Origin of the sequence: Klebsiella sp., assembly GCF_027492335.1 — a bacterium.
Taxonomy (GTDB): Bacteria; Pseudomonadota; Gammaproteobacteria; order Enterobacterales; family Enterobacteriaceae; genus Klebsiella; species Klebsiella huaxiensis.
Genome location: NZ_JAPUEW010000067.1, coordinates 20,992 through 43,553 on the forward strand (window position 1 = coordinate 20,992; position 22,562 = coordinate 43,553).

The 22,562-nt window shown below is 55.2% G+C and carries 24 protein-coding genes; 14 read left to right on the forward strand and 10 right to left on the reverse strand.

All coding sequences use genetic code 11. The features are described 5' to 3' along the window. Nucleotides 1-97 precede the first annotated feature (97 nt). The 6 genes from QVF11_RS20210 (at nt 98) to QVF11_RS20235 (ending at nt 6,027) form a co-directional block, all read left to right on the forward strand. Nucleotides 98-1,243, forward strand: a complete 1,146-nt coding sequence (locus tag QVF11_RS20210; RefSeq protein WP_287858886.1) for an iron-containing alcohol dehydrogenase — start codon at nt 98-100, stop codon at nt 1,241-1,243. 19 nt (nt 1,244-1,262) lie between these two features. Continuing rightward, a complete protein-coding gene (locus QVF11_RS20215) occupies nt 1,263-2,147 on the forward strand; it encodes a dihydrodipicolinate synthase family protein (protein ID WP_287858888.1) in 885 nt (294 codons plus the stop codon). A 147-nt stretch (nt 2,148-2,294) separates the two neighbouring features. Then, the gene (locus QVF11_RS20220; protein WP_287858889.1) at nt 2,295-3,056 is read left to right on the forward strand and encodes a TerC family protein; all 762 of its coding nucleotides are present in this window, start codon (nt 2,295-2,297) and stop codon (nt 3,054-3,056) included. A 30-nt stretch (nt 3,057-3,086) separates the two neighbouring features. Continuing rightward, entirely contained in the window at nt 3,087-4,262 is a 1,176-nt protein-coding gene (locus QVF11_RS20225) for a sialidase family protein (RefSeq protein ID WP_287858890.1), read from the forward strand. Next, on the forward strand, nt 4,259-4,729 hold the full coding sequence (locus QVF11_RS20230; RefSeq protein WP_287858891.1) for a NanQ anomerase/TabA/YiaL family protein: 471 nt from the start codon (nt 4,259-4,261) through the stop codon (nt 4,727-4,729). The genes QVF11_RS20225 and QVF11_RS20230 overlap by 4 nt, the downstream gene beginning before the upstream one ends. Nucleotides 4,730-4,746: 17 nt before the next feature. After that, nucleotides 4,747-6,027: an SLC13 family permease gene (locus QVF11_RS20235; protein ID WP_287858892.1), complete on the forward strand. Its 1,281-nt coding sequence runs from the start codon at nt 4,747-4,749 to the stop codon at nt 6,025-6,027. Nucleotides 6,028-6,317: 290 nt separating this feature from the next. On the opposite strand, the gene QVF11_RS20240 is transcribed toward QVF11_RS20235, so the two are convergent. Next, nucleotides 6,318-7,109: a PhzF family phenazine biosynthesis protein gene (locus QVF11_RS20240; RefSeq protein WP_287858893.1), complete on the reverse strand. Its 792-nt coding sequence runs from the start codon at nt 7,107-7,109 to the stop codon at nt 6,318-6,320. 205 nt (nt 7,110-7,314) lie between these two features. On the opposite strand from QVF11_RS20240, the gene QVF11_RS20245 reads away from it, so the two are divergent. After that, nucleotides 7,315-8,514: a sugar transporter gene (locus QVF11_RS20245; RefSeq protein ID WP_112214275.1), complete on the forward strand. Its 1,200-nt coding sequence runs from the start codon at nt 7,315-7,317 to the stop codon at nt 8,512-8,514. 80 nt (nt 8,515-8,594) lie between these two features. Here QVF11_RS20245 and QVF11_RS20250 read toward each other — a convergent pair whose 3' ends face one another. Continuing rightward, entirely contained in the window at nt 8,595-9,263 is a 669-nt protein-coding gene (locus QVF11_RS20250; RefSeq protein ID WP_112214276.1) for a MarC family NAAT transporter, read from the reverse strand. Nucleotides 9,264-9,524: 261 nt separating this feature from the next. Here QVF11_RS20250 and marR point away from each other — a divergent pair, with 261 nt between their 5' ends. From marR to marB, 3 genes are read left to right on the forward strand one after another with little or no spacing between them, the layout of a single operon-like run. Further along, nucleotides 9,525-9,959, forward strand: coding sequence for a multiple antibiotic resistance transcriptional regulator MarR (marR, locus tag QVF11_RS20255; RefSeq protein ID WP_110274127.1), 435 nt, complete (start codon nt 9,525-9,527; stop codon nt 9,957-9,959). Between the two features lie 17 nt (nt 9,960-9,976). Next, nucleotides 9,977-10,357 carry an MDR efflux pump AcrAB transcriptional activator MarA gene (marA, locus tag QVF11_RS20260; RefSeq protein WP_004102351.1) on the forward strand — a complete coding sequence of 127 codons (381 nt, stop codon included), beginning with the start codon at nt 9,977-9,979 and terminating at the stop codon, nt 10,355-10,357. A 30-nt stretch (nt 10,358-10,387) separates the two neighbouring features. Next, on the forward strand, nt 10,388-10,606 hold the full coding sequence (marB, locus tag QVF11_RS20265; RefSeq protein WP_112214277.1) for a multiple antibiotic resistance protein MarB: 219 nt from the start codon (nt 10,388-10,390) through the stop codon (nt 10,604-10,606). Between the two features lie 34 nt (nt 10,607-10,640). On the opposite strand, the gene eamA is transcribed toward marB, so the two are convergent. Continuing rightward, entirely contained in the window at nt 10,641-11,540 is a 900-nt protein-coding gene (gene eamA, locus QVF11_RS20270) for an O-acetylserine/cysteine exporter (RefSeq protein ID WP_287858896.1), read from the reverse strand. A gap of 192 nt (nt 11,541-11,732) precedes the next feature. Here eamA and ydeE point away from each other — a divergent pair, with 192 nt between their 5' ends. Beyond that, entirely contained in the window at nt 11,733-12,926 is a 1,194-nt protein-coding gene (gene ydeE / locus QVF11_RS20275; RefSeq protein WP_142513871.1) for an efflux MFS transporter YdeE, read from the forward strand. A 117-nt stretch (nt 12,927-13,043) separates the two neighbouring features. After that, complete coding sequence (locus tag QVF11_RS20280; protein ID WP_287858912.1) at nt 13,044-13,514, forward strand: helix-turn-helix domain-containing protein; 471 nt, start codon at nt 13,044-13,046, stop codon at nt 13,512-13,514. A 212-nt stretch (nt 13,515-13,726) separates the two neighbouring features. On the opposite strand, the gene urtE is transcribed toward QVF11_RS20280, so the two are convergent. The 7 genes from urtE to QVF11_RS20315 form a co-directional block, all read right to left on the reverse strand. Beyond that, nucleotides 13,727-14,425: an urea ABC transporter ATP-binding subunit UrtE gene (gene urtE / locus QVF11_RS20285; RefSeq protein WP_112214280.1), complete on the reverse strand. Its 699-nt coding sequence runs from the start codon at nt 14,423-14,425 to the stop codon at nt 13,727-13,729. A gap of 9 nt (nt 14,426-14,434) precedes the next feature. Further along, nucleotides 14,435-15,232 carry an urea ABC transporter ATP-binding protein UrtD gene (gene urtD, locus QVF11_RS20290; protein WP_112214281.1) on the reverse strand — a complete coding sequence of 266 codons (798 nt, stop codon included), beginning with the start codon at nt 15,230-15,232 and terminating at the stop codon, nt 14,435-14,437. Beyond that, on the reverse strand, nt 15,232-16,305 hold the full coding sequence (gene urtC / locus QVF11_RS20295; protein WP_110274120.1) for an urea ABC transporter permease subunit UrtC: 1,074 nt from the start codon (nt 16,303-16,305) through the stop codon (nt 15,232-15,234). Before urtC ends, urtD begins: the two co-directional genes overlap by 1 nt. After that, a complete protein-coding gene (gene urtB, locus QVF11_RS20300) occupies nt 16,305-17,879 on the reverse strand; it encodes an urea ABC transporter permease subunit UrtB (RefSeq protein ID WP_287858899.1) in 1,575 nt (524 codons plus the stop codon). Before urtB ends, urtC begins: the two co-directional genes overlap by 1 nt. 84 nt (nt 17,880-17,963) lie before the next feature. Next, the gene (urtA, locus tag QVF11_RS20305) at nt 17,964-19,235 is read right to left on the reverse strand and encodes an urea ABC transporter substrate-binding protein (RefSeq protein WP_110274118.1); all 1,272 of its coding nucleotides are present in this window, start codon (nt 19,233-19,235) and stop codon (nt 17,964-17,966) included. A 178-nt stretch (nt 19,236-19,413) separates the two neighbouring features. Beyond that, nucleotides 19,414-20,517 (reverse strand): cobalamin-independent methionine synthase II family protein, encoded by a 1,104-nt coding sequence (locus QVF11_RS20310; protein ID WP_112214283.1) that lies wholly within the window; start codon nt 20,515-20,517, stop codon nt 19,414-19,416. Between the two features lie 149 nt (nt 20,518-20,666). Continuing rightward, complete coding sequence (locus QVF11_RS20315; RefSeq protein WP_112214284.1) at nt 20,667-21,059, reverse strand: rhodanese-like domain-containing protein; 393 nt, start codon at nt 21,057-21,059, stop codon at nt 20,667-20,669. Nucleotides 21,060-21,126: 67 nt separating this feature from the next. Here QVF11_RS20315 and ftrA point away from each other — a divergent pair, with 67 nt between their 5' ends. Together ftrA and mgtS are read left to right on the forward strand one after the other, a co-directional pair. Next, nucleotides 21,127-22,137 (forward strand): transcriptional regulator FtrA, encoded by a 1,011-nt coding sequence (gene ftrA, locus QVF11_RS20320; RefSeq protein ID WP_287858902.1) that lies wholly within the window; start codon nt 21,127-21,129, stop codon nt 22,135-22,137. Between the two features lie 136 nt (nt 22,138-22,273). Further along, entirely contained in the window at nt 22,274-22,369 is a 96-nt protein-coding gene (gene mgtS, locus QVF11_RS20325; protein WP_049089018.1) for a protein MgtS, read from the forward strand. Nucleotides 22,370-22,562 lie beyond the last annotated feature (193 nt).

Below are 22,562 nucleotides of genomic sequence, written 5' to 3' on the forward strand. Positions count from 1 at the left end.
TATTAAACCGCCGTATAAATTATAACTTCACCCACAATGTGAGTGACCCGAATAACGGATGATTAAATTTAATCATTCATAAGACAGGAGAAAGGAAGTGGCAACCATTAACAGCACTCTGATTAGCGGCGCGGGCGCGTTTACTGCCCTGGTTCCGTTGCTGGCAGGTAAACAGCGCATTTTGCTGATCACCGACGCCAACGTCGGCAAACTTGACGCTGCACAGCAGATCCGCGCGATTCTGGAAGGCGAAGGACGTCAGGTACAGGTGATTGATGCGGTCCCTGCCGAGCCGAGCCAGCATGATATGGCGCAGATCCAGAACCTCGTTGGCGCAAGTCAGCCAGAATTAGTGGTCGGTATTGGCGGAGGTAGCGTCCTCGACGTGACCAAACTGCTCTCCGTTTTGCTGCATCCTTGCTCGCCGGGGCTGGACGCGCTGCTGGCAGGTGAAAAGCCGCAGCAAAAAGTGATGTCGCTGTTAATTCCTGCCACGGCGGGCACCGGCTCCGAAGCCACGCCGAACGCGATCCTGGCGATCCCGGAACAGAACACCAAGGTGGGGATTATCTCGCCGGTTTTGCTGCCGGACTATGTTGCCCTGCTGCCGGAGCTCACCACCAGCATGCCCGCGCATATCGCCTCTTCGACCGGCATTGACGCACTGTGCCACCTGATTGAGTGCTTTACGTCAACCGTCGCTAACCCGGTCAGCGATAACGCGGCGCTAATTGGCCTGCGCAAGCTGGTACGCAATATCGAGCTTTCGGTGACCGAGCCGCAGAATCTGACCGCGAAGCTGGAAATGCTGTGGGCCTCATATTATGGCGGCGTGGCCATTAACCATGCAGGCACGCATCTGGTCCACGCCCTCTCCTATCCGCTTGGCGGCAAATACCACCTGCCGCACGGCGTGGCTAACGCCATCCTGCTGGCACCTTGTATGAAGGTGGTGCGGCCGCATACGGTCGCGAAGTTTGCGCAAGTCTGGGATCTGATCCCCGATGCCGACCAGACACTCAGCGAGGAAGAGAAATCTCATGCGCTGGTTGAGTGGCTTGCCGCACTAGTAAAACGCCTGCAGCTACCGGATAACCTTGCCGCGCTGGGCGTACCGCAGGAGAGCATCGGCGAGCTGAGCGAAGCGGCGCTTAACGTCAAACGTTTAATGAATAACGCGCCGTGCAGCGTGAGCCAGGATCAGATCCAGGCGGTTTATCGCACCCTATTTCCAGAACAATAACACCAGGGAAGAAATGAGAATGAGCAATGCAATTGCCGGCGTACTGACCGCCATCGTGACCCCTTTTACCGCCGATGGCGCAGTGAATATTCCGGCGCTGAAGCAGCAGGTTCAACGTCAGCTCGCCGCGGGAAATGGTATTTTCTGTGGCGGTACCAACGGCGAGTTCTTTGTGCTCAATGAAGCGGAAAAAGTCGCCGTTGCCAAAGCCTGCGTTGAAGAAGTGGCCGGGCGCGCCCACGTGGTGGCGCATATTGGCGAAGTGTCGACTCGCGAGACTATTCGTTTAGGTAAACAGATTGAAAATCTCGGCGTCGATGCGGTCTCGGTGATCACGCCGTGGTTTGTGCCGCTGAAGCAGGATGAGCTTATCAGTCACTACACCGCCATCGCTGACGCCCTGAGCGTTCCGGTATTTCTCTACAACATTCCGGCGCGTACTGGCAACACCATCGAACCGCAGACCGCGCGCACGCTGGCAAAACACCCGAACATTATCGGCGTCAAAGATAGCGCTGGCAGCTACGAAAGTCTGAAGGGTTTCCTTGATGCGGTGCAGGATATTGCCGATTTCGACGTGCTGAACGGTCCTGACTCGCTGATTCACCAGGGCTTCGTTGACGGCTGTTCCGCCTGTATTTCCGGGCTGGCCAACGTCGCGCCGAAAGAGATCAACGCCATTTGGGCAAACTTTAAAGCGGGCGATGTTGACGGCTCTAGTCTGGCTCAGGAGTGCGTGACCGGACTACGTACCGATCTTTATAAAGTGGCGTTCTCCCCGGCAGCAGTGAAAAAAGCCTTGCAGCTGATGGGCCATGAGGTTGGCGACAGCCGCTATGCGGTCAGCTTTACGCCAGCGCAGTGTGAGCAAATTAAACAGGTTATTGCTAAATATATTTCCTGACGATAACAAAAATAATTCCGGTGCTGTTTTAAACGAAAAGCAGCACCGACAAGATTCAAGACTATATACCCTAAATAATTCGAGTTGCAGGACAAGGCACATGCAGTTTGAAGTATGACGGGTATCGTAGCGTATGGGATATTTTAAATGTTTATATGGATGCTTGACCCTGAAATATGGTTAACGCTGGTTACGCTCACCTTTCTGGAAATTATTCTCGGGGTCGATAATATTATTTTCCTCTCGCTGGTGGTGGCAAAACTTCCGCCGCATCAGCAAAATATTGCCCGTAAGTTGGGATTAAGTGGCGCGATGGTAATGCGCGTGTTATTGCTGGTGTCGATTGCCTGGCTTGCACACATTACGGTTCCGTTGTTTACCATTGCAAATTTTGTGGTGTCGGTGCGCACGATCATTTTATTTGTTGGCGGTTGTTTCCTTATTTACAAATCGCTGCAGGAGATCCGCGGCGAACTGATGCAGGAAGAGGAGTCACACGGCGGCAGCCATCGTCAGCTCTCACTGGCAGGCGCTATCGTGCAGATCATGCTGCTGGATATTGTCTTCAGTCTGGACTCTGCGATTACCGCTGTCGGTTTGTCACAACATATTTTCATCATGATTACCGCCGTGATTATTGCCGTGGGCATAATGATGTTCGCCGCTAAAACTATTGGTGATTTTGTCAATAATACGCCAACAATGAAAATGCTGTCATTAACCTTTTTGTTGCTGGTTGGCGCATTACTGGTTGCCGATAGCCTGGAAGTCCATATTGCGAAGGGATATCTCTATTTTGCTATTTTCTTCTCCCTGACCGTAGAAACATTAAATATCGTTCGCACAAAAAAAATCATTAAGGCTTCGCTGCAGGATGAAGCTTACGACTCATTACAGCTCAATAAATAAAACCCTACTGAATAATAATGGAGTATGAATATGTCTGTAGTAACCGCAATTCGTGACGGGATGATTTGTCAGCATGAACAAGATGCGCGTGTGGAAACCGCGATGCTGCCGTCATCTTGCCCGCAAAACCATGCAGCTAATCTGCTGCCGCTGCCGGACGGCTCGCTGATGTGCGTGTGGTTTGGCGGTACCCAGGAAGGCGTTGCCGATATCTCCGTATGGGGCTCGCGCCTGCTCCCCGAAAGCCGTCAGTGGAGCGATGCGGTGAAACTGTCCACTGACGCCAGCCGCTCCGAGCAGAACCCGGTGCTGTTTCTGGCCCCGGATAACGTGCTGTGGCTGCTGTGGACCGCGCAGATCTCTGGCAACCAGGACACCGCCATCGTGCGCTACCGCCAGTCGACCGACCTGGGCCAGACCTGGGGCGAGATTGCCACCCTGCTCGACAAACCCGGCACCTTTATTCGCCAGCCGATTACGGTGCTGGAGAACGGTAACTGGCTGCTGCCGGTGTTTTATTGCCGCACTCAGCCGGGGGAAAAATGGGTTGGCAACGATGATATCAGCGCCGTCAAAATTTCCTCCGACCAGGGCAAAACCTGGCGCGACGTCGACGTACCGCAAAGCCTCGGCTGCGTGCATATGAATATCACCGCCCTGCCAGGCGGCACGCTTGTCGCACTATTCCGCAGCCGCTGGGCCGACAATATCTACTACAGCCAGTCGGTAGATAATGGCGAAAGCTGGTCAGTACCGGAACCCACTGAACTGCCGAATAACAACTCCTCGATCCAGGTGACTACCCTTGCCAGCGGCGAACTGGCACTGGTGTTTAACCACATGAGCGCAGCCGGTGCCCTGGAACGTCGTGTGTCGCTTTACGATGAAATCGACGATGGCGATAACAGCCGCAAAGAGCCAGAAGTCATCAATGGTCGCACCGCTTTCTGGGGCGCACCGCGCGCGCCGATGACCGTAGCTATCTCTGCCGATGGCGGTAAAAGCTGGCCGTGGCAGCGTAACCTCGATGAAGGTGACGGCTACTGCATGACCAACAACTCGCTGGATAAACGTAACCGCGAGTTCTCCTACCCGAGCATTAAACAAGGCGCGGACGGTTCTCTGCACATTGCCTACACCTGGTTCCGCCAGGCGATTAAATACGTGCACGTTTCCCCGCAATGGGTGAAGGAGTCAGCCCGATGATCGTCGGAAATCTTGACACCCTGCCGCTGGCAGGGCTTCCCCCCGCGCTGTGGCAAATATTGTCGCACCCGGACGCTTCGCTACAGGCGCTAAGCGCCATGGAAGACGGACGCTGGCAACCGGAGGGTTGCGGCTGGTTTTGCAATATCGGCGAGGCGCATACCCAACCTGCCGCACAGCGCCACAGCGAATATCACCATCAATGGGCAGATATTCAGGTGATGCTGTCAGGCTGCGAGGTGATTAACGCGGGAATGCAGGCTGTCGCATGCGATGGCGATGAAGAGCGCAAACCGGATCTGTTTATCGCCCATGATTGCCAGCATCCGGTAACCATCACCCTGCACGCCGGTGATTTTGCGGTCTTCCTGCCCGGTGAACCCCATCAGGCGTTGTGCGCACCAGGCGCTCCGGCAACGGTGCGAAAAGCGGTCTTTAAGGTGCCGCGCGAGATGCTGGAAGGGTAAATAAGGAGATAAATAAAATGACAATGGAAATGATTCTGGCGCTGGGCATCCTGGTGCTGATGATAGTGCTTATCATGTCGGACAAGATGGCCTTTGGCGCACCACCGCTGCTCGCCTGTCTTTTACTGGTGGTGACCGGGCTCTCCAACGTTCAGCAAGCCTTTGCCGGTTTTGTGAACTCAAGTGTGATTATGATCGCCGGGTTTATGGTGGTAATGGCGGCGCTCCAGAAAACGCGCCTCATCGGCAACGTGAAATCCTCAATGGTGAGCCTGGTCAATAAAGGCAGCTACAAGAGCTATGCGCTGCTGCTGGTAATTGTGATGATTGGCGCAAGCCTGGCGGGTACCGGTTCAACCGGCTACTACGTGCTGATTCTGTCGCTGGTTTCAACAATCCCCTACAGTAAAAAGCTGCCGACCTCAAAGCTGATGATGCCGTTGGGTTTTGCGACCAACCATCCATTAATTCCGATTAACGTCGCACTGCTGTTTGGCGTCACCGCCACGGTGCTGCAAACCGCGGGAATCACCGAAGAGGTTTCGATGGTGAAATTCGCGCTGGTGAATCTGGTGATGTCGCTGGCGTTTCTGGCCTGGTGCCTGATCTCGTATCGTTTTTTACCCGATCACCCGATTGCCGATGCGTCTGAGGAAGCGATGTCGGTACGGGAAGAGGAAGCCGTCACCCTACCCGCGTGGAAAGAGTACTGCACCGTGGGGGCATTTGCCATCAGCGTTGTCGGTATGATGCTGATGAATCAGTTGGGTAATATCGCCTATGTGGTTCCGGGTCTTGCCGCCGCTTTTGTGATGATGATTAACGTCGTCGACTTCAAAGAGGTGTGCGATCATATGGGCGCGCCGGTTATTCTGATGATGGCGGGGGTTATCGGCGTCGCCGATGCGCTGGCCGGCACCGGCTTTACGGCGATGGTGGGTGATGCGGTAGCTGGCGTTCTCGGCGCTAACGTTTCGCCGTTCCTGTTTATTTTTATCTTTGCGCTGCTGACCAGTACATGTTCCACATTTACCGGCTCCAACATGGGTTCAGTGTATATCTTCGCGCCCATTGCTATCGCCGCCTGTACCAGCCTCGGCCTCAACCCGACCGCTGCCGCCATCGCGGTAGTCATTTCGGGCTGGAACGGCGGCTATATGCCAATTGACGGTATGCCGGCGATGATACTGGGAATGGGAAAATATAAGCTGCCGGAGTTCTGGATATTCTCCGTGCCGATGTACTTAATTCGTATTCTGGCATTGTGCATCGGCGCTATCGTGATATTTCCGATGTAATTATCAAATAAGAGCAGTTGTCGTATGACCCGCTAGTGGCTCTGGTTTTTCGTTGAGTACGCAGCACACTTTTGCCCGTACCCCCTACGGACACGGGATCGGCATAATTTTTTGCCGATCCCACATTATTTCCATTATCCGTATTCGCTTATACCCTAAATAATTCGAGGTGCAGGACAAGGCACTCGTGCCTTGAACAGCGCTTGCGACGGCCCGTCAGGGCCAGGCACATGGATGTGCCGAGTAATCCGCAGCCAACACATCTGCAGCTTGAAGTATGACGGATATATTTAGCGCAGCGCTATCGTACCGATTAAATAGGTTGTCGCCTGGCCGCCAATCAGCACCCGGTCGCCCTGCCACTGGCAGCGTAGATCGCCACCGCGAGCGGATACTTGCCGCGCCTGCATCTCCGTTTTACCGAGCTTCTCGCCCCAATACGGGATCAACATGCTATGGGTCGAGCCGGTCACCGGGTCTTCCCACAGCGACTCTCCCGGGCAAAAGAAACGGCTGACAAAATCATACTCATCATCTGCTGCGCTAATACAAATCATTTTCCCCAGGCGCTGAAGCTGGTGCATATCCGGCTGTACCGCTTCTACCTGCTGACGATCGCGTAAGATCACCAGGTAATCGCGAGCCACGCGTACTTCCTGCACTTCGCTTAGCCCCAGACCGGCAAGCAGGTCCGCTGGTGGCTGTTCGACGACCGTCGTCGCCCATGCCGGAAAATCCAGCGTCAGCCAGTCGCCGCTGCGCGTCACGCGGAGCTCGCCAACAAAACGGGTACTAAAGACAATCGTTGATGACGGATGGTCGAGGTACTCAAAGATGACGTGCGAAGCCGCCAGCGTCGCGTGACCGCAAAGGTTGATTTCATACTGGGTGGTAAACCAACGCAGCTCATATCCTTCATCAGTACGGACAAAAAACGCGGTTTCCGACTGATTGTGCTGCTGCGCCATTTTCAACAACGTTTCGTCCGGCAACCATTCGGTGAGCGGGCAAACTGCCGCCGCATTGCCGCCAAAGTTATGGTCACTGAACGCATCGACCAGATAAAAGTTAATTTCCTGCATTATTCTGCCCTTTCATTTTTTTTACTTATCGATAACATGACATAAATGCAGTAAATGCACACGTTCTATAGAGAAATTAATCTGTTAGCGCCTTTTACCCGACCAAAACAAAAATGAGACGCACGTCACAAAATGATTGTATTTTCAGCAGCAATCGTTTTAAGATCGTGCCACTTCTTTCCTCTTAGTAACCAGCCCTGAACTTATGATTACAGACACGGTTTCACGCAAGGTCGCGTGGCTTCGCGTAGTCACGCTTGCGATTGCGGCATTTATCTTTAATACCACCGAATTTGCGCCCGTGGGCCTGCTGTCGGATATCGCCGACAGTTTTGGCATGGAAACGGCACAGGTTGGGATCATGCTGACCATCTACGCCTGGGTCGTCGGCCTGATGTCGCTGCCCTTTATGCTGTTGACCAGCAAGATGGAGCGCCGTCGTCTGCTGGTTGGCCTGTTTATTCTGTTTATTGCCAGCCACGTGCTGTCGTTTCTGGCATGGAACTTTAACGTTCTGGTCATCAGCCGTATCGGCATCGCATTCGCCCATGCAGTGTTCTGGTCAATCACCTCGGCGCTGGCTATTCGTATGGCTCCCGCAGGCAAACGCGCTCAGGCTTTGAGCCTGATTGCCACTGGTACCGCGCTGGCGATGGTCTTTGGTATCCCGATTGGGCGCATCGTCGGGCAATACTTTGGCTGGCGTACTACCTTCCTGGTCATTGGTGTGGGCGCGCTGATAACCATGGCTTGCCTGATTAAACTGCTGCCAAAACTGCCGAGCGAGCATTCTGGTTCGTTAAAAAGCCTGCCGGTATTGTTCCGTCGCCCGGCGCTGCTCAGCATTTATTTACTGACGGTGATTGTGGTGACCGCGCACTACACCGCCTACAGCTATATTGAACCGTTTATTCAGACGGTCGCCGGTTTAAGCGGTAACTTTGCCACCGTGCTGCTGCTGACCCTGGGCGGCGCGGGCATTGTCGGCAGTATCCTGTTTGGTAAGCTCGGCAACCGCCATGCATCCGGCTTGATTAACGCCGCAATTGGCCTGCTGCTGGCGTGTCTGCTCCTGCTGTTGCCCGCATCGCATAACGCCAATCACCTGATGCTGCTCAGCGTCTTCTGGGGCGTGGCAATCATGATTATCGGCCTTGGAATGCAGGTGAAAGTGCTGGCGCTGGCACCGGATGCCACCGACGTGGCAATGTCGCTGTTCTCGGGGATCTTTAATATCGGGATCGGCGCGGGCGCGCTGGTCGGCAGCCAGGTCAGTACCCATCTGTCGATGGCGTCGATTGGTTACGTCGGCGCTATCCCAGCCCTCGTGGCGCTGGTGTGGGCGGTGATGATTTTCCGCCGCTGGCCGGTCTCACTGGAAGATCAGCAGCCACATCACTCCTGATAGCGCAGATTAAAAAAAGCCTGCCGATTGGAAGATCGGCAGGCTTTTTTATGTTTCCATTCTGTCCATGCAAAAAACAATCAGGCGTGATAAGTGGAGACAATCTCCAGCACACCATTGATAATAAACTGCACGCCCATACAGACCAACAGGAAGCCCATCAGGCGGGAGATAGCCTCGATGCCGCCCTTACCCACCAGACGCATAATCGCCCCGGAGCTGCGCAGGCAGCCCCACAGGATGAGTCCGACCAGCGCAAACGTCACCGGCGGAGCCACCATCACCACCCAATCAGGAAAGTTAGCGCCGTGCTTTACCGTCGACGCAGAGCTGATAATCATCGCAATGGTCCCCGGACCTGCGGTACTTGGCATCGCCAGCGGGACAAAAGCAATATTGGCCGTCGGTTCGTCTTCCAGCTCTTCTGATTTCAGTTTGGCTTCCATCGAATGATGCGCTTTCTGCTGCGGGAACAGCATGCGGAAACCGATAAAGGCGACGATCAGCCCCCCGGCAATACGCAGCCCAGGAATCGATATACCGAAGGTGTTCATCACCACCTGTCCGGCATACCATGCAACCATCAGAATAGCGAACACGTAGACTGAAGCCATCAGCGATTGACGGTTACGCTCGGCATTGTTCATATTCCCGGCAAGGCCAAGGAATAGCGCCACGGTGGTCAGCGGGTTTGCCAGCGGAAGGATCACGACCAGCCCCAGGCCTATCGCTTTAAAGAGATCCATCATAGAAAATTAAGGTCCTGTAAGTGTTGGATTATCAAAAAATGACGCGCTCTGAGTATATCGTTTGCCGTCAGGTTGTTGCCAGTTTCCAGCAGAACGCATTCGTCATTCAGTAAAATCATAAGACAGCAATGTGAAATAGAGTGACCTGAGTCACAACGATTCGTTTTAGCAAATCGTGGCATCGGCCAATCAATCAGTTTGACTTATATTTGCCTAGGCAATAATATCCCCAGCAACTAAATCATTGCCTGGGCAACCATTGTGAAAAGTACGAGCGACCTGTTTAACGAAATGATCCCTCTTGGCCGCTTGATCCAAATGGTTAACCAGCAGAAAGATCGCCTGCTCAACGACTACCTCTCACCGATGGATATTACGTCCACCCAGTTTCGGGTGCTCTGTTCCATTCGTTGCGAAGTGTGTATTACCCCCGTTGAGCTGAAAACCGTGCTCTCGGTCGACCCAGGCGCAATGACGCGCATGCTCGACCGTCTGGTCTGTAAAGGCTGGATTGAACGGTTACCCAACCCCACTGACAAACGCGGCGTACTGGTGCAGCTAACAGCAGACGGCGCAGCCCTTTGTGAGCATTGTCATCAGGTTGTGGGTCAGAAATTGCACCAGGAACTAACAAAAAATCTGTCGGCGGATGAAGTGGTCACTCTTGAGTATTTGCTCAAAAAAGTTCTGCCGTAATAAGAAGAGGTAAGATGATGTCCAGACGCAATAACGACGCCATCACTATCCATAGTATTTTGTCGTGGATTGAGGATAACCTGGAATCGCCCCTGTCGCTGGAGAAGGTTTCAGAGCGCTCAGGTTACTCCAAGTGGCACCTGCAAAGAATGTTTAAGAAAGAGACTGGTCACTCGCTGGGCCAGTATATTCGCAGCCGTAAGCTGACTGAAATTGCGCAGAAGCTCAAGCAAAGCAACGAGCCGATTCTATATCTGGCCGAGCGTTATGGCTTTGAATCGCAGCAAACGCTGACGCGGACTTTCAAAAACTATTTCGATGTGCCGCCGCACCAGTATCGCATTACCAACGTACCGGGCGAGTCACGCTACCTGCTCCCACTAAATAACTGTTGTTAACCGCCTGCAAAAAGACGTATTGAGGAAATCATGAAATTATTCGCTTCCGCCGCCATCGTGCTATTGGCACTGGTCTCCAGCCAGAGTTTCGCGGAGCAAACCACCACTCCGGTTCGTCACAACAATCGGGATGCGATGATTATTCCTTCCGAACATAATGATTCGCCGTTTGATTTCAATCACATGGCTTCTGGCAGTGATAAATCAGATGAATTAGGCGTGCCGTATTACAACCAGCAAGGCCTGTAAAATCCCTTTTAGCCCCGGCAACGGGGCTTTTTTTTTATCCTCGCGCCATGCCCGGACGCACGATCCGCAGGCCAAATACGTTGATATACAGCCCGGCCATAATTAGCACCGCACCCAGCAGTTGCAGGTGGTTTAGCGTTTCGCCAAGCAGCAGCGCGGCGCTGGCCATCCCGATCACTGGCACCAGCAGCGACAGCGGCGCCACGCGCCAGGTTTCATAGCGTCCGAGTAGCGAACCCCAGACCCCATAGCCAACAATGGTGGCGATAAACGCCAGATACAGCAGCGATAGGATCGTCAGCAGATCGATGTGCAGCAGACTTGCCGCCATCACCTGAGGGCCGTCGAGGAGCCACGATGCCAGCATAAACGGCAGCACCGGGATCAGCGCGCTCCACACCACCAGCGACATAATCGGCGGTCTGCTCTCGTGCGACATGATTTTCTTGTTGAAAATATTGCCGCAGGCCCAGCTCAGCGCCGCCGCCAGCGTCAGCATAAAACCCACCAACGGCACATGCTGGCCGCCAAGACTGGCTTCCACCAGCACCAGCACACCAAAAATCGCCAGTGCGATCCCCGCTACCTGTTTGCCCTGCAACCGTTCACCGAAGACAAATGCCCCGAGAATAATGGTGAAGAAAGCCTGAGCTTGCAGCACCAGCGATGCCAGCCCGGCAGGCATGCCGAGATTAATAGCGCAAAACAGGAAGGCAAACTGACCGAAGCTTATCGTCAGGCCATAGCCCAGCAGCAGGCGCAGCGGAATTTTCGGCCGGGCGACAAACAGCAAGGCAGGGAACGCCACCAATAAAAAACGCAGTCCGGCCAGCATCAGCGGCGGCATGTTATGCAGCCCCATCTTAATCACCACGAAATTCAGCCCCCATACCACGACCACCAGCAATGCCAGCAGCCCGTCTTTACGCGTCATACCCTGCCTCGGTTGTTATTGGAATTTTGTGAACAAAATCAACATACCGAATAATTCACCCGACGCATAGATCATTATTTTCGGTAGGGCATTTGTCTTCTTTTCATCACCGATGGGAACTATACAAGCCTCAGTTAGCGTGCTATTTGTGATCGGGACAACAAAAATAACATCACATCAGGCAAGGAAAAAATGATACCGACACTCAGGCGCTCAACTGCGGCGCTGCTGGCTTCGTCGTTGCTGTTAACTATTGGTCGTGGCGCAACGTTACCTTTTATGACTATCTACCTCACCCGCCAGTACCAACTGGAGGTAGATAAAATCGGCTATGCGCTGTCAACTGCATTGATCGTCGGCGTGTTGTTCAGTATGGGGTTTGGTATCCTGGCCGATAAGTTCGACAAAAAACGTTATATGACCATCGCCGTACTGGCGTTTATTGGCGGCTTTGTGGCGATCCCATTGGTTAATAGCGTGGCGCTGGTGGTGTTCTTCTTCGCGCTGATTAACTGCGCTTATTCCGTGTTCTCGACCGTGTTAAAAGCCTGGTTCGCCGACGTGCTGTCGCCGGAAAAGAAGGCGCAGATTTTTTCGCTCAACTATACCTTTCTCAATATTGGCTGGACCGTCGGGCCACCCATCGGCACCCTGTTAGTGATGCACAGCATCAATCTGCCGTTCTGGCTGGCGGCGGGCTGCGCGGCGCTGCCGCTGGTATTTATTCAGCTGTTCGTCCAGCGCACCAGCGCCGCGATTGCTGAGGATAATGCGGTCCAGTGGTCGCCTTCGGTGCTGCTGCGCGATCGCGCGCTACTGTGGTTTACGCTCTCCGGCCTGCTGGCGTCATTTGTCGGCGGCTCTTTCGCTTCCTGTATTTCCCAGTATGTGCTGGTGGTAGCGGACAGCGATTTTGCTGAAAAAGTGGTTGCCGTGGTACTGCCGGTCAACGCCGCCGTCGTGGTGGCGCTGCAGTACGCGGTCGGCCGTCGCCTCACCGCGCGTAATATTCGCCCGCTGATGACCTTTGGTACGGTCTGTTTTGTGCTCGGACTGGGCGGTTTTGTTATTTCCGATAATAGCCTGCTGCTGTGGGGCCTCTCTGCCGCCGTCTTTACGCTCGGTGAAGTGATCTACGCGCCGGGTGAATATATGCTGATCGATAACATTGCTCCGCCGGGCATGAAGGCCAGCTACTTTTCCGCCCAGTCGCTGGGCTGGCTGGGAGCGGCTTTTAACCCGATGCTGACCGGGACAATTCTGACCCATCTGCCGCACTGGTCGCTGTTTGCAATATTGATGCTCGCTATTATTGCCGCCTGGCTGATGATTTTCCGCGGCATGAACGTGCGCCCGTGGAACGGAAATGCGGTCGCCAGCGCGTAAACCCAGGCACTGCGCGGCTGTCAGGTTGCTGTCGTGTCTCTGTCGGGTTCCGATCGTGGTGCCCGACAACCTTATAGATAACACTCCGTCTCAGGTTTTCACCCGGAGATAGAAATGATGAACAGCAATAATCAGGTTAAACAATTGCGTTTGCAGCGCGCCTGGTCACAAGAGCAGCTTGCCGAACTTACCGGGCTCAGCGTGCGGACCATTCAGCGTATTGAGAACGGCGATCGTCCAGGTCTGGAAACGCTGAGCGCTCTCGCGGCGGTATTTGAAGTGAACGTCGCCGAGATTAGCGGCGATTCATCTGCAGGGCATGAAGAGTCGCTGGATTTACGTATTGAAGAAGCTAAAGAGCGCGTTGAGCGCGAGAGTCGGTTTTATCGATCGCTGACAGTGGCGGTGGTGGTCTGCGCTCTGCTGGCGGTGTTGAACTGGCTCACCGGTTCCGAGAGTTACTGGTCCGCATGGGTGGCGATTATCTGGGGGGCGCTGCTGGCGGTAAAAGGGTTGCGCTTGTTTGTGTTTGGCGAATGGATTAGGAACTGGCGGCAGGCGCGCTTGCAGCGGCTGTTGCGCAAGTAGCCTTTTGAACGACTCTGCGCGCTTTCCCGGGGGCGGCGCTTAGCGCGCCCTGCCCGGGCTACGGGTCCGTGCGATGTGAAAGTTTGTCGCCCGGACAGATGCGCGGCATCGCCTCCGGGAAATTCGCCCATCCTCTGCGTGCTTGCCCGGGGGCTGTGCTTAGCGCGCCTTGCCCGGACTACAGGTCCGTGCGGTTTGGTATTCGGGAATGGCTAGATGGTGACCATTCCGCGCACGCCTTCGGCTTCCATATCGCTGCCGTTACCCTGCTGAATAATGGCCCCACGCGACATCACCAGGTAGCGGTCCGCCAGTCCGGCGGCGAAATCATAGAACTGCTCAACCAACAGGATCGCCATATCGCCGCGATTCGCTAGCTGGCGGATAACCTCGCCGATCTCCTTAATCACCGATGGCTGAATACCTTCCGTCGGCTCATCAAGGATCAACAACTGCGGTCGGCTGGCCAGCGCGCGACCAATGGCTAACTGCTGCTGTTGACCGCCAGAAAGATCCCCTCCGCGCCGCTGCTTCATGGTTTTCAGTACCGGAAACAGCTGATAAATCTCTTCCGGTACCGTCCGCGCGTCGCGAGCGGGAAAGCGCGATAGCCCCATCAGCAAATTCTCTTCTACCGTCAGGCGCGGAAAAATCTCGCGCCCTTGCGGAACGTAAGCGATCCCGGACTGCACTCGCTGATGCGGTTTGCGCTGGGTGATATTTTTCTCCTGCCACAGCACTTCGCCGCTACGCGCCGGAATAAGCCCCATCAGGCACTTCAGCAAGGTGGTTTTTCCCACTCCGTTGCGCCCGAGAAGGCAGGTTATCTCTCCCTGACGAGCGGCAAAATCCACACCGCGCAGAATATGGCTGCCGCCATAGTATTGATGTAGCTGATTAACCTGTAACATCTGCGCTCCTTAGCGTCCGAGATAAACTTCTATCACCTGTTCGTTGGCCTGCACTTCGCGCAGCGACCCTTCCGCCAGTACCTGCCCCTGATGGAGCACCGTCACCCGGTCGGCGATGGTCTCGACAAACCCCATATCATGCTCGACAACCATCAGCGAATGCTGCCCGGCCAGGGTGCGAAACAGCTCAGCGGTATACTCCGTTTCAGCGTCGGTCATCCCGGCTGCGGGTTCGTCCAGCAGCAGCAGGTGCGGCTCCTGCACCAGCAGCATACCGATCTCAAGAAACTGCTTTTGCCCATGGGACAGCAGCCCAGCAGGTCGGGAACGTTCGCCCTCCAGCCGCAGCAGGCGTAAGGTTTCGCTGATTCGATCGGTCTGCTCGCTGTTCAGGCGCGCCCGCAAACTGGCCCACACCGACTTATCGCCCTTCATCGCCAGTTCGAGGTTTTCCGCGACCGTCAGTGCCTCAAACACCGTCGGTTTCTGAAATTTGCGCCCAATACCCTGACGGGCGATGGCGATGGGATCGAGGGTCATTAAATCTACCGACTGATCGTAAAGCGCCCTGCCGCTCTGCGGGCGGGTTTTACCGGTGATCACGTCCATTAACGTGGTTTTCCCGGCACCGTTAGGGCCAATTACGCAGCGCAGTTCACCCACGCCAATTTGCAGCGACAGATTAGTCAGCGCCTGAAAACCATCAAAGTTGACGTTAATCTCTTCCAGTTGCAAAACCGGGTCGGTTTGCTCACGGAATCTGTCCGTCGGCAATTGACGGGTAAAAAGTCCTTCGTCCGGTTGCATCAGCGGTCTCCTTTACGCAGCAGGCCAATCACTCCGCGCGGTAAAAATAGGGTCACGATAATAAAAATCAGCCCAAGAAAGAGCTGCCAGTATTCCGGCATCGCCACGGTAAAGTAGCTTTTCGCGCCGTTGACCAGCCCTGCACCGAGTACCGGACCAATTAAGGTCCCGCGGCCCCCCAGCGCCACCCAAATCGCCGCTTCAATAGAGTTGGTTGGCGACATTTCGCTGGGGTTGATGATCCCAACCTGCGGCACGTATAACGCGCCCGCCAGGCCACACAGCACCGCGGAAAGCGTCCAGACCAATAGCTTAAATCCGCGCGGGTCGTAGCCGCAGAACATCAGGCGGTTTTCGGCGTCGCGCACCGCCGTCAGCACGCGGCCAAATTTGCTTTGCGCCAGCAAATAGCCAATCCACAGGGTGAGCAACAGTAGCAGTACCGTCGCCATAAACAGCGCCGCCCGGGTGCTGATAGCGGTGACGGGGAAACCGAGTAGCGTGGTAAAGCCGGTAAAACCGTTATTACCGCCAAAACCGGTTTCGTTACGGAAAAACAGCAGCATCCCGGCGTAGGTCAGCGCCTGGGTCATGATCGAAAAATAGACCCCTTTGATTTTTGAGCGGAAGGCAAACCAGCCGAAAACCAGCGCCAGTAGTCCGGGCACCAGCACCACCAGCAGCATCGCCCAGGCAAAATGCTGGGTGCCCCACCAGAACCACGGTAGCTCGCTCCATGACAGAAACGACATAAAAGCCGGTAGTCCATCGCCTGCCGCCTGACGCATCAGGTACATGCCCATGGCATAGCCCCCGAGGGCAAAAAAGATCCCATGGCCGAGGGAGAGCATTCCGGCGTAGCCCCAGACTAAATCCAGCGCCACGGCGACAATCGCGTAGCAGAGGATTTTACCGGTGAGCGTCAGCAGCCAGGTGGAAACCGCCAGCGGATGTGTGGCGGGCAATAACGCCAGAAACGGCATACTCAGCAGGCCCAGCAATAACAGAACACCGAGCCACTGCAGCGGACGCGGCGCTTTGCGCGCCAGCGTTAAGGTAATGGGTTGGCTCATCAGTCAATAACCCTCCCTTTGAGAGCGAACAGTCCCTGCGGACGTTTCTGAATAAACAGGATAATCATCACCAGGATCAGGATTTTGCCCAGCACCGCGCCCATCTGCGGTTCGAGGATTTTGTTAAAGATCCCAAGGCCAAACGCCGCCGCCACGCTCCCGGCCAGCTGTCCGACGCCGCCGAGCACCACCACAAGGAACGAATCGATAATATAGCCCTGACCGAGTTCCGGCCCGACGTTGCCGAGCTGCGACAGCGCCACGCCGCCCAGTCCGGCAATGCCGGAGCCAAGACCAAACGCCAGCATATCCACGCGTCCGGTAGGCACCCCGCAGCAGGCCGCCATCGCGCGATTTTGCGTCACCGCACGCACGTTCATCCCCAATCGCGTTTTATTCAACGTCAGCCAGGTGAACAGCAGCACCAGCAGCACGAAAGCCAGTACCGCCAGCCGGTTCCACGGCAGGATAAGGTTTGGTAAAACCTGCACGCCGCCGGAAAGCCACGCCGGGTTAGCCACTTCGACGTTCTGCGCGCCAAATAGCATCCGCACCAGTTGGATCAGCATCAGGCTGATACCCCAGGTGGCAAGCAGCGTCTCCAGCGGGCGTCCGTAAAGATGGCGGATAACGGTACGCTCGAGCACCATGCCAATGCCGCCAGTCACCATAAACGCGACCGGCAGCGCAATCAGCGGATAAAAAGCCAGCCACTGCGGAGCCAGCTGCGCCAGCGCCTGTTGAACCAGCCAGCAGCTGTAAGCGCCAATCATCAGCATCTCCCCGTGAGCCATATTGATGACCCCCAGCAGACCATAGGTGATCGCCAGACCAAGTGCGGCAAGCAGTAAAACAGAGCCCAACGACAGCCCCATAAACGCCTGACCAAGAAGATCGCCCAGCAGCAGGCGATGCTGGATTTTGCTCAGGCTCTCCTGCGCCGCCGCGCGAATCGCCGGGTTGGGTTCATGTTGTGGGTCGGTCAGAGGCGTCAGTAGTGCCTGGGTTTCCGGATCGCCAGAATGACCGAGCAGTTCAATAGCCGCCAGCCGCTGCGCGGACTGCGGGCTGGCAAGCTGCAGGCGAGCAAGCGCAATTTCCAGCTGCGATTTTATCGTGCTGTCGCTTTCCACCGTCAGACGCTGCTGTAAAAGACCCGCCATCTCTGGCGTCGCTTCGCGCTGAAGCGTTTTTACCGCCGCGTCCCTTTCCGTGACGTTGTCACTTACCAGCAAATGGGTAGCCAGCGCCCCTGCCACCAGATTACGCAGGCGGTTGGTCAGGCGTACGGGTTTTGTTGTACCGTCAGGAGTTGAGGCCGCGCCCAACGCAAGCAGGTTTTCGCCCTGCTTGATGAAAGCGTGACCGCTATTATCTGATTGTAATGTTTCACTTTTCAGCGCCCGTAGCAGCGGTAAACGTGGTGCTTGCGGTGCGGCGGCCCACTGTTCAAGCAGTTGGGCCTGCTGGCTACGGTTGGCGGCTACGAAATCGTCGGCGTCCGCTGCCTGCGCTCGCCACGGTATCAATACCATCAGCAGCGCGAAGTAACTCATGAGGCGCAATGCGTTCATGGTCGTTCTCCTTTCTCGGGAAATCCGGGATCCGGGCCCGGACGACAGAATCCATCACCCCGGCGCTGTGCCGGGGTTTAACGCTTAGTTGCTGGCGCTTTTTATCGGGTGATCGGGCTTCTTATCGTTACCGGCGATCCACGGACTCCACGGCTGAGCGCGTACCGGCTCTTCGGTCTGCCAGACCACGTTAAACTGACCGTTGCTTTCAATTTCGCCAATCATCACCGGCTTGTGCAGATGGTGGTTGGTGGCGTCCATGGTCAACGTAAAGCCTGACGGCGCTTTGAAGGTCTGACCGGCCATCGCCTCGCGTACCTTGTCCACGTCGGTGGTGCCCGCTTTGGTCACCGCCTGCGCCCACATATGCAGGCCAACCCAGGTCGCTTCCATCGGGTCGTTGGTCACCACGGTGTCGGCATTCGGCAGCTTGTGCGCTTTGGCGTAAGCACGATAATCGGCAACGAACTGTTGGTTGGTTGGGTTATCCACGGATTCGAAGTAGTTCCACGCCGCGAGGTTGCCCACCAGCGGTTTAGTGTCAATGCCGCGCAGCTCTTCCTCGCCGACGGAGAACGCCACTACCGGCACATCGGTCGCTTTCAGCCCCTGGTTAGCCAGCTCTTTATAGAACGGGACGTTGGAATCGCCATTGATGGTGGAGACCACTGCCGTTTTGCCGCCAGCGGAGAATTTCTTAATGTTGGCGACGATAGTCTGGTAATCGCTATAGCCGAATGGGGTGTAGACCTCTTCGATATCTTTATCCTGAATACCTTTGGCGTGCAGGAAGGCGCGGAGAATTTTGTTGGTGGTGCGCGGATAGACATAGTCGGTGCCAAGCAGGAAGAAGCGTTTCGCCCCACCGCCGTCTTCGCTCAGCAGATATTCCACCGCCGGGATCGCTTGTTGGTTTGGCGCCGCGCCGGTGTAGAAGACGTTTGGCGACATCTCTTCGCCTTCATACTGCACCGGGTAGAACAGCAGGCCGTTCAGCTCTTCGAATACCGGCAGAACCGATTTACGCGATACTGAGGTCCAGCAACCGAACACCGCAGCGACCTTATCCTGCGTCAGCAGCTGACGCGCTTTTTCAGCAAATAACGGCCAGTTTGACGCAGGATCCACCACCACCGGCTCCAGCTTTTTCCCTAGCACGCCGCCTTTGGCATTGATGTCATCGATAGCCATCAGGGCGACATCTTTTAGCGGAGTTTCGGAAATCGCCATCGTCCCGGAGAGCGAATGCATAATCCCGACTTTAATGGTGTCGGCGGCATAAACCTGGAAAGAGATGCCCATGCTGATCACAGAGGCGGAGAGTGCAAAAGCTTTTAATAATGTTCGACGCTGCATGTGTTTCACTCCTGAATAGCGCAAAAACAAAAAATGAATTAACGACTAACAGGAAGTGATAAGGCAAAAACGGTGCCAGGTTGTTCAGTGGCCTTAAAGCGCGGCGGGAGGCGTGGGGAGAGGAAAATAATGGGCAGCGCTGCCTCAAAATAGTGCAGCGCTGCGCTAAGAAGAGAAATTACCAAACCTGTTCGGCGATATTAGTAACCAGACGGACTTTGTCCCACTGCTGAGCCTCAGTCAGGGAATTCCCCTCTTCGGTGGAAGCAAAACCGCACTGTGGACTGAGGCAAATCTGTGCCAGCGGGACGAATTGCGCCGCTTCCTGTAAGCGTGCTTTCACGCCCTCCGGGTTTTCAAGTTCACCGTTTTTGGTGGTGATCAGCCCCAGTACGACCTGCTGATGACCGGGACGAATAAAGCGCAGCGGCGCGAAATCACCGGATCGGTCGTTATCGTATTCAAGGAAAAAGGCATCGATATTGACGCCGCCAAATAGCACTTCCGCCACCGGCTCGTAGCCGCCTTCGGAGATCCACGTCGAGCGGAAGTTACCGCGACACACGTGCAGCCCGATAGTCAGATCCTCCGGCTTTCCTTCCAGGGCCTTATTCAGGACACGAGCGTAGGTGCGCGCCAGTTCGTCCGGGTCTTCACCGCGATCGCGAACCTGTTGACGCTGTTCATCAGAGCACAGATAGGCCCAGACGGTATCATCCAACTGCAAATAGCGGCAGCCCGCATCGTAGAAGGCGCGGATCGCATCGCGCCAGGTGGTTGCCAGGTCATCAAAATAGTCGGCAAGGTCCGGGTAGACGGTGGCGTCGATATCTTTGCGCCCACCGCGGAAATGCAGCACGCTCGGGCTGGGAATGGTCATCTTCGGCTGCGCGTTTCCACTGATGCTTTTCAGGTAACGGAAATCTTCCAGCATCGGATGATCGCCAAAGGCCAGTTTGCCTGTGACGCGAACCCCGTGCGCTTTAGTCTGTACACCGTTGAACTGGATGCCTTTTTCAGAATCGTAGCGCTCAACGCCCTGTAAGCCATCGAAGAAATCAAAGTGCCACCACGCGCGACGGAACTCACCGTCGGTCACCACATGCAGTCCGCACTCGCACTGCTGTTGCACCAGATGGCGAATGGCCTCATTTTCAACCTGACGCAGTTGCTGCGCATCAATGGTGCCAGCGCTGAGCTGCTGACGGGCCTGTTTAATGGCGTCCGGGCGTAAAAAGCTGCCGACGATATCTGCGCGGAACGGGGCCTGATGACGTTGCATGGTGTCTCCTTAGCAGCGGGCAAGGTTAGTTGCCCACCGTGATAGTTCACTATTTGAATTTATAGACTTCTGGATGGCTATATGTCCAGATACTGTCATGCAGACCGTTCAGCCGCAAACGAGAATATTTCATGGCACATGAAATATATTCATTTTGCGAACGGCAATCCTTCATCTTCCCAGCCGGTCAGGCCGCCGAGCATCATTTTGACTGGACGCCCCAGTAATGCCAGCTTCATCGCGGCAACGTCTGCCCCGTTGCAGTGCGGCCCGGCGCAGTACACAACAAACAACGTCTCCTCAGGCCACTGTGCCATTCTCTCTTCATCTATCTGCCGGTGCGGTAAATGCAGCGCGCCGGGAAGATGACGGCGAGCAAATGTTTCCTCGCTGCCGACAACGTGCAAGAGAACAAAGTCGGGACCGCCGTCACGTATCGCGCTATACACATCGGCGCAGTCGGTTTCAAGACTGAGCTTATGACGAAACCAGGCAGCGGCATCTGTAGAACTGGCAGGGGCAATTGCGGTTACAACACTCATGGCATCTTCTCCTTGTCTGTGATACCACTACTTTAATTAACCTCCAGCACGACATCTGCCGCTCACCATGACTGAAAACGTTGAAATCATGACAACCTCATCCGTGACGTTGTCACGCCACCAGGTAGTTGTCCTCGCCTATGACGGGTTATGTACCTTTGAATTTGGCGTCGCGGTAGAAATCTTCGGCCTGTCTCGCCCGGAGATGGGCGAACGTTGGTATCAATTTGCCGTGGCTGCCGTCGATGAAGGCCAACTGCGGGCAACCGGCGGAATCCGTCTGATGACCGATGGCGGCATGGAGTTGTTAAATGAAGCAGATACCATCGTGGTGCCCGGCTGGCGCGGTATCGACGCCCCCGTTCCGCCGGCACTGTGCGAAGCACTGGTCACGGCACATAAACGAGGCTGTCGGATCATTTCTATTTGCTCCGGAGTCTTTGTTCTGGCCGCCGCCGGGTTGCTTAACGGACGCCAGGCAACAACCCACTGGCGCTATACCGAGCAGCTCCGCGCACGATTTCCGCTGGTTGAGGTGATCGACGATGTGCTGTACGTCGGCGCAGAGGGAGTGATGACGTCCGCAGGAAGCGCTGCGGGCATCGATCTGTGTTTACATCTAGTACGGGAGGATTTTGGTGTCGAAGCGGCGAATACCGTCGCGCGGCGTTTAGTGGTTTCCCCTCATCGCGACGGCGGCCAGGCGCAACAGATTGTGCGCCCGGTAGCCAAAGCGCGCGAGAGCCAGCGGCTGGGACAACTATTCGATTTTCTGCATCAGAATCTCGCCGCCAGCCACACCGTTGCCTCGTTGGCAGAAAAAGCCGGTATGGGGCCGCGCACATTTTTGCGTCGTTTTGAAGACGCCACCGGCAAAACCCCTGCCCGCTGGCTGCTTGATGAGCGCCTGAAGCGCGCTACGCAGCATTTGACTCACAGCCGACTGAGCGTTGAGCAGATTGCCGAGCTTTGCGGTTTTTCCAATGCCAGCACCCTGCGCCACCATTTCCGCCAACAGTTTGCGCTTAGCCCGTTGCAGTACAGGAAGAAGTCACTCGCTGACAGGAAAGTGGTGTAACCCTTCCTCAGAAATAGTCACTCCCCGCAATTTGTTAAGCGTTTGTTTAGAATAACCGGGTTATGATGTATCCAACAACCGTAAACCTGTTCAATGAGGACGACTTAGCGCAAAGCAAAACTAATGGAGGTTAATCATGCTGGGAAATATGCATGTATTTATGGCAGTTCTGGGAACCATTGTGTTCTTTGGATTTCTTGCCGCATATCTAAGCCACAAATGGGACGACTGATGAACACCGATAATCCCCACCCGTAAACGCCCCCTGCTGCTGATGCACCAGGAGGCGTTCTGTTTTCTGGGCTTTAAAATCACATAGTTAGATTCTCTGCAAAAACTCAATATTTTACCGTTTAGCGTGCGCTTGAACGTCTATAGCTGCGTGTCTGCTGGCCTGGGTTATCTGTACTCAAAAATTTAACCAG

What these genes read in the sequence shown, in the direction of transcription:
- QVF11_RS20215 (WP_287858888.1), top strand. Translation starts at nt 1,263, where the DNA reads ATGAGCAATGCAATTGCCGGCGTACTGACCGCCATCGTGACCCCTTTT.
- QVF11_RS20220 (WP_287858889.1), top strand. Translation starts at nt 2,295, where the DNA reads ATGTTTATATGGATGCTTGACCCTGAAATATGGTTAACGCTGGTTACG.
- QVF11_RS20225 (WP_287858890.1), top strand. Translation starts at nt 3,087, where the DNA reads ATGTCTGTAGTAACCGCAATTCGTGACGGGATGATTTGTCAGCATGAA.
- QVF11_RS20230 (WP_287858891.1), top strand. Translation starts at nt 4,259, where the DNA reads ATGATCGTCGGAAATCTTGACACCCTGCCGCTGGCAGGGCTTCCCCCC.
- QVF11_RS20235 (WP_287858892.1), top strand. Translation starts at nt 4,747, where the DNA reads ATGACAATGGAAATGATTCTGGCGCTGGGCATCCTGGTGCTGATGATA.
- QVF11_RS20240 (WP_287858893.1), bottom strand. Translation starts at nt 7,109, where the DNA reads ATGCAGGAAATTAACTTTTATCTGGTCGATGCGTTCAGTGACCATAAC.
- QVF11_RS20245 (WP_112214275.1), top strand. Translation starts at nt 7,315, where the DNA reads ATGATTACAGACACGGTTTCACGCAAGGTCGCGTGGCTTCGCGTAGTC.
- QVF11_RS20250 (WP_112214276.1), bottom strand. Translation starts at nt 9,263, where the DNA reads ATGATGGATCTCTTTAAAGCGATAGGCCTGGGGCTGGTCGTGATCCTT.
- marA (WP_004102351.1), top strand. Translation starts at nt 9,977, where the DNA reads ATGTCCAGACGCAATAACGACGCCATCACTATCCATAGTATTTTGTCG.
- marB (WP_112214277.1), top strand. Translation starts at nt 10,388, where the DNA reads ATGAAATTATTCGCTTCCGCCGCCATCGTGCTATTGGCACTGGTCTCC.
- eamA (WP_287858896.1), bottom strand. Translation starts at nt 11,540, where the DNA reads ATGACGCGTAAAGACGGGCTGCTGGCATTGCTGGTGGTCGTGGTATGG.
- ydeE (WP_142513871.1), top strand. Translation starts at nt 11,733, where the DNA reads ATGATACCGACACTCAGGCGCTCAACTGCGGCGCTGCTGGCTTCGTCG.
- QVF11_RS20280 (WP_287858912.1), top strand. Translation starts at nt 13,044, where the DNA reads ATGAACAGCAATAATCAGGTTAAACAATTGCGTTTGCAGCGCGCCTGG.
- urtE (WP_112214280.1), bottom strand. Translation starts at nt 14,425, where the DNA reads ATGTTACAGGTTAATCAGCTACATCAATACTATGGCGGCAGCCATATT.
- urtD (WP_112214281.1), bottom strand. Translation starts at nt 15,232, where the DNA reads ATGCAACCGGACGAAGGACTTTTTACCCGTCAATTGCCGACGGACAGA.
- urtC (WP_110274120.1), bottom strand. Translation starts at nt 16,305, where the DNA reads ATGAGCCAACCCATTACCTTAACGCTGGCGCGCAAAGCGCCGCGTCCG.
- urtB (WP_287858899.1), bottom strand. Translation starts at nt 17,879, where the DNA reads ATGAACGCATTGCGCCTCATGAGTTACTTCGCGCTGCTGATGGTATTG.
- urtA (WP_110274118.1), bottom strand. Translation starts at nt 19,235, where the DNA reads ATGCAGCGTCGAACATTATTAAAAGCTTTTGCACTCTCCGCCTCTGTG.
- QVF11_RS20310 (WP_112214283.1), bottom strand. Translation starts at nt 20,517, where the DNA reads ATGCAACGTCATCAGGCCCCGTTCCGCGCAGATATCGTCGGCAGCTTT.
- QVF11_RS20315 (WP_112214284.1), bottom strand. Translation starts at nt 21,059, where the DNA reads ATGAGTGTTGTAACCGCAATTGCCCCTGCCAGTTCTACAGATGCCGCT.
- ftrA (WP_287858902.1), top strand. Translation starts at nt 21,127, where the DNA reads ATGACTGAAAACGTTGAAATCATGACAACCTCATCCGTGACGTTGTCA.
- mgtS (WP_049089018.1), top strand. Translation starts at nt 22,274, where the DNA reads ATGCTGGGAAATATGCATGTATTTATGGCAGTTCTGGGAACCATTGTG.